The 15,818-nt window shown below is 68.7% G+C and carries 14 protein-coding genes; 6 read left to right on the forward strand and 8 right to left on the reverse strand.

Annotation, left to right across the window (positions count from 1 at the left end; all coding sequences use genetic code 11):
- Position 1: 1 nt before the first annotated feature.
- Genes RPIT_RS10095 through trhO form a run of 6 tightly spaced genes read right to left on the reverse strand, consistent with a single transcriptional unit; the run spans position 2 to position 6,069 of the window.
- A complete protein-coding gene (locus tag RPIT_RS10095; protein WP_077342858.1) occupies positions 2–721 on the reverse strand; it encodes an LOG family protein in 720 nt (239 codons plus the stop codon).
- Entirely contained in the window at positions 718–1,788 is a 1,071-nt protein-coding gene (dapE, locus tag RPIT_RS10100) for a succinyl-diaminopimelate desuccinylase (protein WP_077342860.1), read from the reverse strand. The genes RPIT_RS10095 and dapE overlap by 4 nt, the downstream gene beginning before the upstream one ends.
- A gap of 43 nt (positions 1,789–1,831) precedes the next feature.
- A complete protein-coding gene (locus RPIT_RS10105; protein ID WP_218121546.1) occupies positions 1,832–2,674 on the reverse strand; it encodes a transglutaminase family protein in 843 nt (280 codons plus the stop codon).
- Positions 2,671–3,591: an alpha-E domain-containing protein gene (locus RPIT_RS10110; RefSeq protein ID WP_077342862.1), complete on the reverse strand. Its 921-nt coding sequence runs from the start codon at positions 3,589–3,591 to the stop codon at positions 2,671–2,673. Before RPIT_RS10110 ends, RPIT_RS10105 begins: the two co-directional genes overlap by 4 nt.
- On the reverse strand, positions 3,585–5,156 hold the full coding sequence (locus RPIT_RS10115; protein WP_077342864.1) for a circularly permuted type 2 ATP-grasp protein: 1,572 nt from the start codon (positions 5,154–5,156) through the stop codon (positions 3,585–3,587). The genes RPIT_RS10110 and RPIT_RS10115 overlap by 7 nt, the downstream gene beginning before the upstream one ends.
- Before the next feature lie 10 nt (positions 5,157–5,166).
- Entirely contained in the window at positions 5,167–6,069 is a 903-nt protein-coding gene (gene trhO / locus RPIT_RS10120; RefSeq protein ID WP_077342866.1) for an oxygen-dependent tRNA uridine(34) hydroxylase TrhO, read from the reverse strand.
- Positions 6,070–6,163: 94 nt separating this feature from the next.
- Between trhO and dapD the strand changes: the two genes are divergently transcribed.
- Positions 6,164–7,090, forward strand: a complete 927-nt coding sequence (dapD, locus tag RPIT_RS10125) for a 2,3,4,5-tetrahydropyridine-2,6-dicarboxylate N-succinyltransferase (RefSeq protein ID WP_077342868.1) — start codon at positions 6,164–6,166, stop codon at positions 7,088–7,090.
- Positions 7,090–7,914 (forward strand): hypothetical protein, encoded by an 825-nt coding sequence (locus RPIT_RS10130; protein WP_077342871.1) that lies wholly within the window; start codon positions 7,090–7,092, stop codon positions 7,912–7,914. The genes dapD and RPIT_RS10130 overlap by 1 nt, the downstream gene beginning before the upstream one ends.
- 109 nt (positions 7,915–8,023) lie before the next feature.
- Here RPIT_RS10130 and RPIT_RS10135 read toward each other — a convergent pair whose 3' ends face one another.
- A complete protein-coding gene (locus RPIT_RS10135) occupies positions 8,024–9,964 on the reverse strand; it encodes an ABC transporter ATP-binding protein (RefSeq protein WP_077342873.1) in 1,941 nt (646 codons plus the stop codon).
- Positions 9,939–11,813, reverse strand: a complete 1,875-nt coding sequence (locus tag RPIT_RS10140; RefSeq protein WP_077342875.1) for an ABC transporter transmembrane domain-containing protein — start codon at positions 11,811–11,813, stop codon at positions 9,939–9,941. The genes RPIT_RS10135 and RPIT_RS10140 overlap by 26 nt, the downstream gene beginning before the upstream one ends.
- A 304-nt stretch (positions 11,814–12,117) precedes the next feature.
- Between RPIT_RS10140 and RPIT_RS10145 the strand changes: the two genes are divergently transcribed.
- The 4 genes from RPIT_RS10145 to RPIT_RS10160 are packed head-to-tail and all read left to right on the forward strand — an operon-like array spanning position 12,118 to position 15,675.
- Positions 12,118–13,662: an acyl-CoA carboxylase subunit beta gene (locus RPIT_RS10145; protein ID WP_077342877.1), complete on the forward strand. Its 1,545-nt coding sequence runs from the start codon at positions 12,118–12,120 to the stop codon at positions 13,660–13,662.
- Positions 13,663–13,669: 7 nt separating this feature from the next.
- Positions 13,670–14,050, forward strand: a complete 381-nt coding sequence (locus RPIT_RS10150; protein ID WP_162274535.1) for an OadG family transporter subunit — start codon at positions 13,670–13,672, stop codon at positions 14,048–14,050.
- A gap of 1 nt (position 14,051) precedes the next feature.
- Complete coding sequence (locus RPIT_RS10155) at positions 14,052–14,555, forward strand: acyl-CoA carboxylase biotin carboxyl carrier protein subunit (RefSeq protein WP_077342881.1); 504 nt, start codon at positions 14,052–14,054, stop codon at positions 14,553–14,555.
- A 1-nt stretch (position 14,556) separates the two neighbouring features.
- Positions 14,557–15,675, forward strand: coding sequence for a sodium ion-translocating decarboxylase subunit beta (locus RPIT_RS10160; RefSeq protein ID WP_077342883.1), 1,119 nt, complete (start codon positions 14,557–14,559; stop codon positions 15,673–15,675).
- Positions 15,676–15,818 lie beyond the last annotated feature (143 nt).

The following is a 15,818-nucleotide window of genomic DNA, read 5'->3' on the forward strand; positions in this document are numbered from 1 at the left end:
CTCATCGGGGCTCGCCCATGGCCTCGATCGCCTCGTCGACGTCGTCGGTCAGGGTGACGAGGTCCAGATCGGGGGCCGACACGAAGCCGCCGTCGAGGACGGTGTGGCGCACCCAGTCCATCAGCGGCGTCCAGTAGGCGGTCCCGAACAGGACCATCGGGAAGTTGTGCACCTTTCCCGTCTGGATGAGCGTCAGCGCCTCGAACAGTTCGTCCAGCGTCCCGAAACCGCCGGGCATCGTGATGAACCCGCGGCTGTACTTGAGGAACATCGTCTTGCGGGCGAAGAAGTACCGGAAATTGATACCGAGCGTGATGTAGTCGTTCATGCCCTGCTCGTGCGGCAGTTCGATGCCGAGACCGACGGAGGTGCCGCCCGCTTCGAAGGCACCCTTGTTGCCGGCCTCCATGATGCCGGGCCCGCCGCCGGTGATCACGGCGAAGCCCTTCTCCACGAGCCCACGGCCCAGCGCCTCACCCAACTCGTACATCTCGGTGCCGGGCTTGGTGCGCGCCGAGCCGAAGATGCTGACCGCAGGTTCGAGCTCCTGCAGCGCGTCGAACCCGTCCACGAACTCCGACTGGATCCGCAGCACCCGCCACGGGTCCTGCTGGCTCCAGCGCTTCTCGCGGCCCTCCAGGAGGGCCTGGTCAGCCATCGGCTGGGCGTGCTCCTTGCCTCGCAGTTCAACCGCACCCTGGCGGCGTTTCGGAACGGTCATGATGCTTCTCCTTGATGGGTGAGCCAACGACGGAGACCCGCCGCGCACTTGTCGAGGTCGGATGCGGGGCAGAACTCGTCGTCGGAGTGGGCGACGCTGGAGTCGCCCGGGCCGTAGTTGACGGCGGGGATGCCGAGCGCGCTGAACCGCGACACGTCGGTCCAGCCGTACTTCGGCCGTGCGGGCTCCCCGATCGCGGCGACGAACTCCTGGGCCAGCGGGAGGTGGAGGCCCGGCCGGGCAGCCTCGGAGGCGTCCGTCACCTCGAAGTCCTGGTGGGGGAACCAGTCGCGCAGGCGGGCGACGGCGTCGTCGACCGTCTTGTCGGGCGCGAAGCGGTAGTTGATCTGGACGGTCGCCGAAGGTGGGATCACGTTGCTCGCCATCCCGCCAGTGATGCCCACAGCGTTGAGGCCTTCCCGGAAGACGAGCCCCTCCACCTCGATCTCCTCGGACTCGTACCCTGCAAGGGTCTCCAGGACGGGCGCCAGATCATGGATCGCGTTGTGGCCCATCCAGGCGCGGGCGCTGTGTGCCGCGACCCCGAGCGTCGTCAGTTCGATCCGGATGGTCCCCTGGCACCCGCCCTCGATCTGGGCGCTGGTGGGCTCCATCAGCACGGCGAACGCCCCCTCGATGAGGTCTGGCCGGTTGCGGGAGAGCCGTCCCAGCCCGTTGAGCGTGGCCGCCACCTCCTCGTGGTCGTAGAAGATCCACGTGATGTCGCGGTTCGGTTCGGCGAGTTCCTCCGCCAGCGCCAGCATGACGGTCACCCCGCCCTTCATGTCGCAGGCGCCCCTGCCCCACACCCGGGGCCCGTCCTCGTGCTCCACGATGCGCGAGGGGAGGTTGCCCGCGACCGGCACAGTGTCGAGATGGCCCGCGATGACCACACGCTCGGCCCGCCCGAGGGTGGTCCGCGCGACCACGCAATCGCCGTCGCGGTGCAGAGTCAGGTGCGGCAGCCGCCCCAGTCTGGCCTCGACGAGATCGGCCAGCGCACGTTCGTTGCCCGAGACGGACTCGACGTCCATGATCTGCTGCATCAGCGCGATAAGGTCAGACATGGGGTCGAGCCTAGTGGGTCCGATGCGCGGGTTCGCTGACCGGTCAGGTCAGCCGGGTCATCTCGACCGACACGTACATCTCCGACCCCCCGGACCCGGTGTAGATGCCCTTGAGGGGAGGCACGTCCGAGTAGTCGCGTCCGAACCCGACCTCGACGTGGGATCCCCGCGGCTCGGCCTGGCTCGTCGGGTCGAAGCCCAGCCACTCGCCGTCGAAGTACTGGATCCAGGCGTGTGACTCGCCGACCATGGCTTCTCCCAGCTCCGGATCGGTCCGTTGGACCACGTACCCCGAGACGTAGCGCGCCGGGACGCCGATGGAGCGTAGCCCGCCCAGCGTCAGGTGGGCCAGGTCCTGGCACACGCCGGCCCCGGCGTCCCACACCTCGCCGGCGAGGGTGTGCACCTGCGTGACCCCCGGCACATACCCGACGCGGTCGCGCAGGCGTCGCGTGAGTTCCACGACGGCGTCGCCCGGGGTCGCGGCCGACCGCCGGACACTCTCCGCGACCCGCGCCACGTCCCGGTGGGGACGCACGTAGCTGGTCTGGGTGAGGAACTCCACGTAACGATCCCGGAGATCGGGGTCGGAGAGGCCCTCCCAGCCGATCGGCTCGGTGGCACGCTCGACCTCGTGGATGTCGACGGTCGACGTGGCCACGACGCTCAGCTCGGAGTGGCGCTCGTGCACTTCGAACGCCACCGCCGACGTGCCCCAGTAGTCGCGGTAGGCATGTGTCCAGGCGACGGGACTGATGTCCAGCCGGCTGGACAGCACGAGTTGGCGACGGCTCGTCAGCGGCGTCATCCGTGCCTCGTTGAACGAGTCCGTGGCGCCGCCGCCGTAGCGGTAGCCCGTCGTGTGGACGATCCGGTACTGGCTCACCAGGCACCCCCAACCCACTCCGCAGCCGCGGAGCCCTCGAAGTATCGAACGGAGACGGCCTGCGTCGTCTGGGAGCAGACCACCTGGAGCTTCCCCATCTGCTCCGGCAGCTCGGAGAGGATCTCGTCAGGGGGCAGGAACTCCAGCGACGCCCTCGCAGCGCCGAGTAGACGAGCCGCGGGGTCGTCGGGCCGGATCCGTTGGTTGCCCGGGCCGAGCTGGGTGAGCGCGTCGACGGCGCTGCCCAGCGTGTAGATGAGCGAACGCGGGAACAGCCGGTCGAGGATGAGGAACTCCGCGGCGTCGCGCTCGGACGCCAGCGCCCCGTAGCGCTGGACGAAGGCGTGGTGTGCGCCGCAGCCGCTCAACACGTGGTCCCAGGCCCGCGGTGAGTTCCTGGCGAGCGACGGTGTTGAGAGCAGCCTGCTGGTCATGTCGATGCGCTCGATGCTCCGCCCCAGGGTGAGGAAGAGCCAACCCTCGTCGTGGCTCATCGTGTTGTCGGCGAGCCCCGAGATGACCGCGCAGCGTTCCCGCACGAACTTGAACATCGAGGCGGGCCGCATGCGCTGGAGCCGCCCCCCGCGGATGGCCAGCCACGTGGTGTTGATGGACTCCCACACCTCCGTCGAGACGGTCTCGCGTGCGCGCCGGGCCGCCTCCCGCGCCTGACCGAATGCGTTGACGAAGCTGACGGGGGACTTCTCGTCGTAGCAGAGGTAGGTGAGCACGTCGGGCTCCTCCTCCTCGACGGCCCGGCCCATGAGCAGCAGCAGGTCTCGCGCGGCCTGCGCGTGGTCGACGGTGGGGTCGTCGAGCAGCTGGTGCTGGTGCACCTCGACGATCCGCCCAGTGTCCTCAGCCCGCTCAAGGTAGCGGCCGATCCAGAACAGGGATTCGGCGATACGGCTCAGCATGACGCCTCCCCGGGCTGGTTCTGCTGTTGCTGTTCGTGCTGATGCCGGATCACGCGGTCGATGACCTGCTCCGACAGCGGGACCGAGACCGACCGCGGAGTCGGCTGCTTCGTGCGCCGTCGCTCGGTCGGTCTGCCGTCGTGCAGCACCCACGTGTCCTTCGACCCGCCGCCCTGCGACGAGTTGACGATGAGCTCACCCTCGGGCAGCGCCACGCGGGTGAGCCCGCCGGGCAGGACGAAGATGTCACTGCCCGAATTGACGACGAACGGCCTGAGGTCGACGTGCCGGGGCCGGAGCTTGCCGTCGATCATCGTCGGCACCGTGGAGAGCTGCACCACCGGCTGGGCGATCCAGCCGCGCGCGTCCTTGAGGATCTGGCGTCGGAGACGTTCCAACTCCTCCGCGCTGGCCCGCGGTCCGATGACGATGCCCTTGCCGCCCGAACCGTCGACGGGCTTGACCACGAGTTCGGCCAGGCGGTCGAGGACTTCCTCGCGGGCCGCCGCCTCCTCGAGCCGCCAGGTGTCGACGCTCGCGAGGATCGGGTCCTCGCCGAGGTAGAAGCGGATGAGGTCGGGGAGGTAGGTGTAGACCAGCTTGTCATCGGCCACCCCGTTGCCGACGGCGTTCGCGATCGTCACGTTGCCGGCCCTGGCCGCGTTGAGCAGACCGGCGCAGCCGAGCAGCGAGTCGGCCCGGAACACGGCCGGGTCCAGGAATTCGTCGTCGATGCGGCGGTAGATGACGTGCACGGGGCGGAGCCCTCGGGTGGTACGGAGCGACACGTGACCGCCGTGCGCCACGAGGTCGCGCCCCTCCACGAGCTCGACGCCCATCATCCGCGCCAGCATCGCGTGCTCGAAGTAGGCGGAGTTGTAGACCCCTGGGGTAAGGACGACGACGGTCGGGTCGGACACGCCCGACGGCGCAGCCGCCCGGAGCGCCTTCAGCAGTTCCGACGGGTAGTTCTCGACGGGCCGGATGCGGTGCCTGGACGCAACCTCCGGCAGCGCCGCGTTGATGGCTCGTCGGTTGGTCATGACGTAGCTGACCCCGGACGGGGAGCGGACGTTGTCCTCGAGCACCCTGTAGACGCCGTCGTTGCCGCGGATGAGGTCGATGCCCGCCACGTGGACCCGCACGCCGTTGGCCGTGGTGATGCCCGCCATCACCCTGTGGAAATGAGGCGACGACGCCACGACGTGGCGCGGAATGACGCCTTCTGAGAAACAGCGCCCCTCGGTGTAGATGTCGTCGAGGAAGGCCTCCATCGCGAGCACGCGCTGCTTGCTGCCCGCCTCGATGTGCGCAAACTCGTCGGCCTGCATGACGCGGGGGACGACGTCGAGGGGGAACGGACGTTCCTCCCCACCGATGTCGAAAGTGACGCCCTGGTCGATGTACGACGAGCTGAGGTACTCGGCGCGCGAGCGCACCTCGTCCAGTCCTAGTCTCTCGAGGCCGTCCGCCACCGTGCGCTGCGCGGACCTGACGCCGTCGGGCCCCACCATCTCGTCATAGGCCGACTGGCCACGCGGGTAGTCGTCGAACAGCACACTCATGGGGTCAAGGCTATTGGGTCGGGGCGGGTCCGTGGGCGTTGCAGTCCACCGGCCGCTCGCCGCACCGGTCGCAGGTCACCAGCCTGGACCGGCAGGAGAGGTCGGCGCAGTTCTGCAGCCGCGACGTCGGCGCGCCGCAGGCATGACAGGTGCCGATCGGAGTGGAGCCCGGCACCTGCATCACCTCGCGCCCGTCGAACACCGCGAGGTCTCCCTTCCAGAGAGACGACGAGCCGAAACGCTCCAGGTAGCGCGCGACGCCGCCGTGCAGTTGGTAGACCTCGGCGAAGCCCCTGTCCTTCATGAGCTTGCTCAGCACCTCGCAGCGCACGCCGCCCGTGCAGTACGTCACGATCGGGCGATCCTTCAGATGGTCGTACTTGCCCGAATCAAGCTCGGCCAGGAAGTCGTGGGTGTTGTCGACATCCGGTACGACGGCACCGTCGAAACGGCCCACCTCGGCCTCCACGCGGTTACGGCCGTCGAAGAACACGACCTCGGCGTTCGACGATGCCAGATCGTCGACCTGCTCCGGTGTGAGCCGCTCTCCCCCGCCGACCACTCCCTCTGGCCCGACGACGACGTCGCCGGGCGTCCCGAACGCCACGAGTTCGGGGCGGGTCTTGACGCTCAGGCGCGGAAAGTCGAGCGACCGGCCCTCGTCGTCCAGCGACGTCCCCTCCGACCACTTCTCGTCCAGCTCCCGGAACGGCCCGTACTGCTTGGTCGCGCGTAGGTAGGCCTTGCAGGCGTCCAGCTCGCCGCCGAGCGTGGCGTTGATCCCGTGAGGGGCAACGATGACGCGACCGCGCAGTTTGAGCCGGGTGCAGAGCTCAAGTTGCCACAGCTTCACCGCTTCGGGGTCAGCAAGCGGGACGAAGCGGTAGAAGAGGAGGATCTTGGCCACGGACACCTGCCGAGTCTAGGGAATCTCCCGAGCCCAGGCCCGTCACCGCTGGGGCAGACAGAGGTGTCGAGGTCGGCCCGGGCGTCTAGACTTGGCGACCATGACCACCAGAACTGCCTGGGCCTGGGGCCTGGCCACCGTGCACACCACCGGCTCCGTCCTGGACGCCTGGTTCCCCGAGCCGCAGCTCGGGTCAGACGTCACCGACGAGCCGAACTCGCTGCTGACCGAGGCCCAGTTCGTCGACGAGATCCGCCAGGTCGAGACCAAGGTAGTCCGGGTGGAGATCGAGCTGGACGAGGCCCCCGCGACCGTCGAGGACGCCTACCTCCGCCTCCACCTGCTGAGCGCGCGCCTCGTCGAGCCTCACGGGCTCAACCTCACCGGCATCTTCGGGATCCTCCCGAACAACGCCTGGACCACCGCCGGACCCGTGCGCATCGGCGACATCCCCCGGGTCCGGCTGCTCCTCGGAGCCAGGGGCCAGCAGCTCACCGTCTACGGCATCGACAAGTTCCCCCGCATGGTGGACTACATCGCGCCGAGCGGAGTGCGGATCGCCGACGCCGACCGTGTGCGGCTGGGAGCCCATCTCGCCGAGGGCACCACCGTCATGCACGAGGGCTTCGTCAACTTCAACGCCGGCACCCTCGGCACCTCCATGGTGGAGGGTCGCATCTCCGCCGGGGTCGTCGTCGCCGACGGTACCGACGTGGGGGGCGGTGCCTCGATCATGGGCACTCTCTCGGGCGGCGGCCAGGAAGTCATCCGGCTCGGGGAACGCTGCCTGCTCGGCGCCAACTCGGGTGTCGGCATCTCGCTGGGCGACGACTGCGTGGTCGAGGCCGGCCTGTACGTCACCGCCGGCACGAAGGTCGAGCTGTCGGACGGGCGTGTGGTCAAGGCGCGCGAGCTCAGCGGCCAGAACGACCTGCTGTTCCTCCGCGACTCGCAGACGGGCAAGGTGGTCGCCCGCCACCGTCGCGGCTCGAAGGTCGAGCTCAACTCAGAGCTGCACGCCAACTGATGCGTCGTTCCCTGGTCGTCGCCCTGGCGGCGATCGTGGCTCTGGCTGCGGTCGGGGTCGTCGCCTGGCAGGCGTACCGCGCCGTCGTCGGCAGCCTCACGCCCCAGACGTGTCGCGTCGTTCTGCCCGACGGAGGGTCCACCAGCCTGTCCGGTGAGCAGGCGCGCAACGCCGCGATCATCGTGGCCGCCTCCATCGAGCGGGGCCTGCCGGAGCGGGCCGCTGTGGTGGCGCTGGCCACGGCCTACCAGGAGTCGGACATCAGGAACCTCGACTACGGTGATCGTGACTCTCTCGGGCTGTTCCAGCAGCGGCCCTCCTACGGGTGGGGTACCGAAGAGCAGATTATGGACCCCTGGTACTCGTCGGGTCGGTTCTACGAGGAGCTCGTCAAGTTCCCCGGCTGGGAGAGCGTCGACGTCAACGACATGGCCCAGAGGGTTCAGCGCAGCGGGTTCCCCGACGCCTACCGCCAGCACGAGTCGAAGGCGACCGCCGTCGCCGCCGCGCTTCGGGGGTCCGCACCGGAGACACTCAGCTGCCTGGCCCGCGACGAGAACCCCCCGGATCCCGCCGCCTTCTCCCCCGTGCTCGAGGCGTGGGGTGACCAGGTGACCACAACCGTCGAGGGGGACGTCGTGACGATCACCGCGTCCTCCGACATCGCGCTGTGGTCGGCCGCCCACCTGGCTCTCGCCAACACCTACGAGTCGGGCCTGACCGCGGCAGTTGTGGGCGACCGCGAGTGGACGGCATCCGACCACGGCTGGCAACCGGCCGCCACCCCCGCTCCGCCGGGCACCGCAACCCTCACCCTCGGCTAACCCTCGCCACATCTCCCGCTCTGAACGGGTCACTTTGGTGACACGCGCGACCATAGTGGTCGTACATGTCGCCAAATGGCACCTCTCGGGACGTGCCCACCAGACCAGCTCAGCTGCGCCACGTGTGCCACAGCCGGGCGTACTGGCCGTCCAACTGCATCAGCTCGTCGTGCGAGCCGAGCTCGACGATCCGACCATCCTCGACGACCGCGATTCGGTCCGCGTCATGGGCCGTGTGGAGCCGGTGAGCGATCGCGATGACCGCCCGGCCGTCGAGCAGCGCGGACATGGAACCCTCGAGGTGTCGGGCCGACGACGGGTCGATCAGCGACGTCGCCTCGTCGAGGACCAGCGTGTGCGGGTCGGCGATCACCAGTCGCGCCAGCGCCACCTGTTGCGCCTGCGCCGGCGTCAGGTTGGTCTTGCCGTGCCCCAACTGGGCATGGATGCCGCCGGGAAGCTTCGACACCCATCCCCAGGCGTCCACCGCGCGGAGCGCGCGCTCCACCTCGGCATCCGACGCCGTCGTCTCGCGGGCCAGCACCACGTTGTCGCGGACCGACCCGACGAAGACGTGGTGCTCCTGGGTCACCAGCGCCACCTCGGTGCGCAGCCGGTCGAGCGGCAGGTCCATGACGTCCACGCCACCCACGGTGACCTCCCCCTGCCGGGGACGGTTCACCCCGGCGACGAGCCGGGCCAACGTCGACTTTCCCGAGCCGGACGGACCGACCACGGCGAGACGCTCACCCGGCACCAGGTCGACCTGGACGCCGTGCAAGACGTCGACGCCCGGCCGGTATCCGAACCGCAGGTCGGAGCCGGTCAGCTTGACGCCGTCGGGCAGCGCGTCGCCCGGCGAGCGGTCGTCGTCGACCTCCGCCACGCCGATGAGACGGGCGGTCGCCACCAGCCCGAGCTGCAGGTGGTCGAGCACCGCGATGACGCGGTCGAGCGGCCCCTGCAGCTGCGACACGTACAGCGAGGCCGCGGTGATCTGACCGATGGTGATGAGACCGTCCGCATAGCCCCAGGTGCCGATCAGCACGATCCCGACGAGCGGGAGCTGGAACGACACGTCCACCATGCCGAAGAGCAGGTTCCGCAGCGTCATCGTGTAGCGCTCGGCCTGTGCCGACACCTCCGTGTCCTCGTCCACCTGACCGACGCGGAGGCCTCCCAATCCGAGGGCCTCGACGGTGCGGGCACCCTCCACCGTCTCGGTGGTCGTCGTGTTGATCACGGAGTAGGACCGGGACTCGGCGATGTACCCGGCGGTGGCTCGGGAGAGGTAGTACCTGCCACCGACCCACATGATGAGCGCCGTCACGAGCATCGGCAGCGCCAGCAGCCACGAGTTGAGGATCATCGCCACCAACGTCGCGCCGATGAGCACCACCGAGACGACCAGCGTGGGGATGGCCCAGCGGGCGGCGGTGGCCATGTTCGACACGTCGGAGGTGATCCGGGTGAGCAGGTCTCCCGACCCGGACGACTCGACGTGTCCCAGCGGCAACCTCAGGACGATGCGGACGATCTCCTCGCGCGCCGCCGCCAGCAGGTCGTAGCCCAACACGGCTGACGCGCGGCGCGCCGCGAACGTCAGCAGCGAGTGCAGGACGACGACGCCGGCGACGACGACCACCAGCGTGGTCAACCCGTCGAGTGCCAGCCGACCACCGGTGACGCGGTCGATCAGCTGACCCAACAGGTAGGGCGCGACGAGACCCGCCCCGGCGGCCAGCACGTTGAACGCGATCGCCCACCCGAGGAGTTGGCGCCGGTCCTCGAGGAGACGGCCGAGGAAGCCGACGGCGACCTGCGCCGTGGCGACCGGGAATCCCTGGCTGGGCTCCCGCGAGTCCCGCATCGCCTCCTGGGCGTGGCGGGTGCGCTTGTGGTGCCGGTCGACGAGCGCACGGATGCGACGCCGCGGCCCCACGTCACGCGGCGGCTGCATCTCGGGCCCCACTCGACGCGGGACGGGATCAGAGCGCCAGGTGTCGCTGGACCCTGGCAGCAGCTCACCGCTGCGATGGGACTGGCTCATCGGTGTCCTCCATTCCGCGGGAGACGATCCTTCGATAGTCGGGCTGCTCGGCGAGAGCCTCATGGGTGCCACGCGCTGCTTCCCGGCCGTCGACGAGCACAGAGATGGCGTCCGCGTGCCGCAGGATGAGCGGCGACGCCGTGACGACGACGGTGGTGCGCCCGCTCCGGGCCCCCACGAGTCGCTCCGCGATCCGCGCCTCGGTGTGCGCGTCGACGGCGGAGGTCGGCTCGACGAGGATGAGGGTCTCGGGATCGAGGAGCAGAGCACGAGCCAGCACAAGGCGTTGGCGCTGACCACCGGAGAGGCCGCGGCCCTTCTCGTCGATGCGTCCCTGCCAACCCCCCGGCAGCGACTCGTAGATGTCTTCGGCCGACGCGGCGACCAACGCCGCCTCCGCCTGCTCACGGGAGTGGATCCCCCACGGGTCCACGGCCGTCTGCAGGGTGCCGGCGAAGATGGTCGCGCCGGTGTGCGAGACGACGATCCGCCGGCGCAGATCATCGACAGAGAGATCGCGGTAGTCCACACCGTCCGCCGTGACGCCCCACGGCTGCGCCGCGGCGGCCTCGTCCAGCTCCGCCTGCTTCCTTCGCGCCGCCAACCTGTCTTTCCTTGCTCGACGCAACGCGCGGCCTCTGAGCCCCTCCTCGCTCACGGGATCGTGGGTCTGGTCGGGCAGATAGCGGCCGAGGCGATCCGCAAGCGCCGCCGCGGCGTCGGGGTCGGCGGAGACGATCCCCAGCAGCTCGCCGGGGCGCACGACGACCCCGGACACGGTGTCGACGAGCGTCGGCGACTCACCGAGCGGTAGCCCGTCGGCAGGCCAGGGGTTGCGGGACCCGAGCAGCGCAGCCGTCTTCTGAGCGGCGACGAGGCCTTGGACCCACTTCTGCGCGAAGTCGAAGAACTGCTGCATCGGAGCAGTGAGGAACACGGCGTAGCCGAAGAAACTGATGAGTTCGCCGACGCCCAGGGTGCCGTCGAGTAGGCGCCTGGAGCCGAAGTACACGAGCGCGACGAGCAGGAGGCCCGACAGAAGCACGCTGATGGCCTCGACGGCCGCCTGCCAGCCCCCGAGTCGGATGCCGAGTGCCCGCACCTTCTGGGATTGGCGTTCATAGTTGTCGGCGAAGGTTCGCTCCCCACCGATGCCGCGCAGGATCCGCAGCCCGGTGGCGATGTCGGTGGCCATCGACGTCAGCGTCGAGCTCTCGGTGCGCTCAGCCGCCTGCGCCGCCGACAGCGGCCGTAACACAGGCGTGGACGCGGCCAGGAGCAACGGAGTCGCCACCAGCACGAGCAGGCCCAACTCCACGGACGTGCGCAGCATCAGTGCCGACGCGATGCCGAAGCTGACGGCAGCGGCCAGCACGCCTCCGAAAGCCTCGACTGTGGCCCCGAACTGCGGACCGTCGGACGCCGAGACGCTCAGCACCTCGCCCGTCGGCACACGCCGGTTGAGCACGTGACCGAGGTCGACGGCCTTGCGCGAGACACGCTTCTGGACCCCGTAGATGGCGAGCAGCCACATCCTGACGGCGAACGTGTGGAACCAGATTCCCCCCACTACACCGAAAGCGATGACGGCCAGGAGCAGGCCCACCCAGGCCACTGTGGCGGAGGGGTCCGCTCGGACGATCCCGGCGTCGATCGCACGGCCCAGCAGCCACGGGGTCAGCGCTCCGGGCACCATCCACGAGGCAGCGGCCAGCGTCATGGCGGGCACGACCCACCCGAAGGAGCGGATCAGCCAGAACAGGAAACGGCTCGGCGACCGGGTGTCGGGGGCGTCGGCGAGCGGGATGGGCGGCGGGAAGTCGTAGCGGCCGCGTCGGGGCGAGAGCATGAGAGTCCTTCTGGAGCGCCAGAGGCGAAGGATGAACGGTGAGGGACGCGGGACGCGTCAGGGGTGCGGAGGCTGTCAGGCGGCGGGCAGTGCGCGCGGACGACCGAGGACTGAAGCGACAGGCGTAAACATGTGCCGCACCTCCTCTGGCTCTCGACGACGATCACACGTTACGCCCGCCCCCACCCCCTGTCAAACCCCGATCCGACTGTCTTTGGCGGGCCGCGATAGGCCGGAGAGGCGGCCTTGGTACGGTGGAGGCACAGCCGCCGACGATGGCGTTGAGCGGCTTCGGGAGGCCTCGATGCACGAGCAACTGTCTGCGCTTCGCGCCAAACGCGAGCAGGCTCTCGCGGGCGGTGGTCCGGAGCGGGTCGAGGCGCAACACGCCAAGGGAAAACTCACCGCGCGGGAACGACTGGCCATTCTGCTCGACGAGGCCTCCTTCCAGGAGCTCGGTGCCTTGGCGACTCACCACAACTCCGACTTCGGGATGGACCAGCACCGATACCCGGGAGACGGCATCATCACGGGTTTCGGCAAGATCCAGGGTCGCCGGGTCGCGGTGTTCGCGCAGGACTTCACGGTGCTCGGCGGATCGTTCTCCGAGGTGCAGTCCAACAAGATCTCGCGCATCCAGGACCTGGCGCTGGCCGCAGGCATTCCACTGATCGGTCTCAACGATTCCGGTGGTGCGCGCGTCCAGGAGGGGGTCCGGTCCCTGGCGGCCTACGGCGAGGTGTTCGTCCGCAACGTCAAGGCGTCCGGCGTCATCCCGCAGATCTCGCTGATCATGGGCCCCTGCGCCGGCGGTGCCGTCTACTCCCCCGCGCTCACCGACGTCACGATCATGGTCAACCAGACCTCCAACATGTTCCTGACCGGCCCCGACATCATCCGCACCGTGACAGGCGAGACAATCTCCGCTGAGGAACTGGGCGGGGCCTGGGTGCACGCCGGCACGTCGGGTGTCGCGCAGGTCATCGCCGACGACGAGCAGCACGCCCTCAACCTCACCAAGTCTCTGCTCAGCTACCTGCCGCAGAATCACACGGAGGACCCGCCGCTGCTCGAGCCCTACGATCCTGGCGACCGCATGGACGAGGCGCTCAACGAGATCATCCCGGCCGACGACTTCCTGCCCTACGACATCCGCGACGTGCTGGGTGCCGTGTTCGACCACGACTCGGTGTTCGAGTTACACAAGGAGTGGGCGGCCAACGCGGTCGTCGGTTTCGCCCGGCTGGGCGGCATGAGCGTCGGCTTCGTCGCAAACCAGCCCCTGGTGCTGTCCGGATGCCTCGACATCAACGCCTCCGACAAGATCGCCCGACACGTCACCCTGTGCGACCAGTTCAACATCCCGGTGTTCACCTTCGTTGACTGCCCCGGGTATCTGCCCGGTGTCGAGCAGGAGTACAAGGGCGTCATCCGCCACGGGGCGAAGATGATCTACGCCTACTGTCAGGCCACGGTGCCGAAGGTGTCCATCGTGCTGCGCAAGGCCATGGGTGGAAGCTACGTCGCGATGAGCTCGAAGCAGATGAACAACGACGTCGCGTTCGCCTGGCCCAGCGCTCAGATCGCCGTGATGGGGGCAGAGGGCGCCGCCCGACTGCTCAACCGCAGGGCGATCGCTGAGGCCGACGACCCCGCGGCAGAAGAGGCGCGCTTCATCGCCGACTACAAGGAGCGCTTCTACAACCCGTACCAGGCTGCCGATGTCGGCCAGATCGACGAGGTCATCGAGCCCCGGGAGACCCGACCCCGGCTCGTCCGCGCACTCGAGGTGCTGCGCACGAAGGTGACCGAGCCCATCGCCAAGAAGCATGGGCTGTTCCCGGTGTGATGCGCTGATGACGATCGATCTGCTCCTGTGGGGCCTCATGATGATGGCAGTCGGGATGGGCACAGTCTTTGCGCTGCTCATCCTGCTCATGCTGGTGCTGAAGGCAATCGCCCGGCTCGACCGTTCCCCCGCTGCGGTCGCGGCCACGCCACCGCCACCTGCTTTGGTCGAGGGCGACCAGCCGGGTCCACCCGCAGTGCGCATCGTCGCCGACGGCCTCGACGAGACGCAGGTGGCGGCCATCACTGTGGCAGTCATCGCCCACGCGGAGAACCGCCGACGACTGGCGGCGCCCGAGACCCGCGTTGCCGCGCCGGGTAGCCAACTGTTCGCGAGCCGCTGGCTCACCGTCGGGCGCGGCCGACAGCACACCCCGGGGAGGAGATGACGTGCGTCGCTACACCATTGGCATCAACGACACCACGAAGATCGTCGACGTCGAGGCGGTCGGAGCCAACGAGTTCCGGGTGCAGATCGATGGCCGCCTGATCGACGTCACGCTCGAGGATCATCGCGATCTCGCCCATTCGGCCATCACCCCCGCCATGGTGCCCCGCGCGGAGATCACCCACGGCAGCCTTGCCGGCGAGGAGCCTGTCGCTCAGCCGGTACAGCAGCGGCCGCGACAGCCGGCGGATGCGACCAACGCCCCCGTCGCCAACCCCACGCAACCGGTGGATCGGGACCAGATGACCGCACCGATGCCGGGCGTCATCCTCTCCATCGACGTCACGACGGGGGCCGAGGTGAAGCGCGGCGACACGCTCATGGTGCTCGAGGCGATGAAGATGAAGAACCAGTTGAGGTCCCCGCGCGACGGGGTCGTTGCGGAACTCTACGTTTCCGTGGGGACCCAGGTCCGCTTCGGCGAGACCCTGCTGCGGTTCGAGTGACATGGGCGACGCCCTCAGCTATCTCCTGGCGGGGATCACGAGCCTGACCTGGCAGTCGGTGGTGATGCTCGCCGTCGGGCTCCTGCTCGTATGGCTGGCAGTCAAGAAGGAGTACGAGCCGCTGCTGCTACTGCCCATCGGTGCGGGCGCGATCCTGGCCAACATCCCCTCCTCGCCGCTCGTCGGCGAGGGCGGAATGCTGACCACGCTGTACGACATGGGAGTGAGCAACGAACTCTTTCCACTTCTCATCTTCGTGGGGATCGGGGCGATGACGGACTTCGGACCGCTCCTGGAGAACCCGAAAATGGTGTTGCTGGGCGCGGCCGGACAGTTCGGCATCTTCCTTACGCTGATCCTGGCCCTCGTCCTCGGTTTCACCCAGCCGCAGGCCGCGTCGATCGGCATCATCGGCGCCATCGACGGGCCGACGTCGATCTACGTATCGAACAAACTGGCCCCGGAACTGCTGGCCCCCATCACGGTGGCGGCCTACTCCTACATGTCGCTGGTGCCGATCATCATGCCTCCGATCATGCGGGCGCTCACCACCCCGGCGGAGCGTGCCATCAAGATGCCCTACACGAGCCGCGAGATCTCGCAGCGCACCAGGATCCTCTTCCCGATCATCGTCACGCTCGTCGTCGGGGTGCTGGTGCCGTTCGCCACCCCGCTGATCGGCATGCTGATGCTGGGCAACCTGATGCGGGAATCGAAGGTCGTCGAGCGGCTGACCGGAGCCGCCTCGAATGAGCTGACCAACATCGTCACGCTGTTCCTGGGCCTGGCCATCGGCTCGACGATGGTGGGAGAGAAGTTCCTCAACGTCGCGACGCTGCTCATCCTGGCGCTGGGTCTGGTGGCCTTCTGCCTCGACACTGTCATGGGTGTGCTGTTCGGCAAGCTGATGAACGTGTTCAGCGGGGGCAAGTTCAACCCGCTCATCGGCGCGGCGGGGATCTCCGCGTTCCCCATGGCGGCTCGGGTGGTCCAGCGCGAGGCGCAGCGCGAGCACTTCGACAACTTCCTCCTCATGCACGCGATGGGGGCCAACGCGGCCGGCCAGATCGCCTCGGTCGTGGCCGGCGGCGTCCTCCTGGCTCTGATGGGCGCAGCCTGATCGACCAGTGCGCGACGACTCGGGATAGCGGTCATCTCGCGAGCCCTTCGGTACGCGGCCATTCGTTCCTCACGGCCGCTACTCAGCTTTCTGGCCGACGCAGGGACCGCAACGCCAAAGAAGAGACCGCAACGCCAAAGAGG

Source organism: Tessaracoccus flavus (assembly GCF_001997295.1).
GTDB classification, from domain to species: Bacteria; Actinomycetota; Actinomycetes; order Propionibacteriales; family Propionibacteriaceae; genus Arachnia; species Arachnia flava.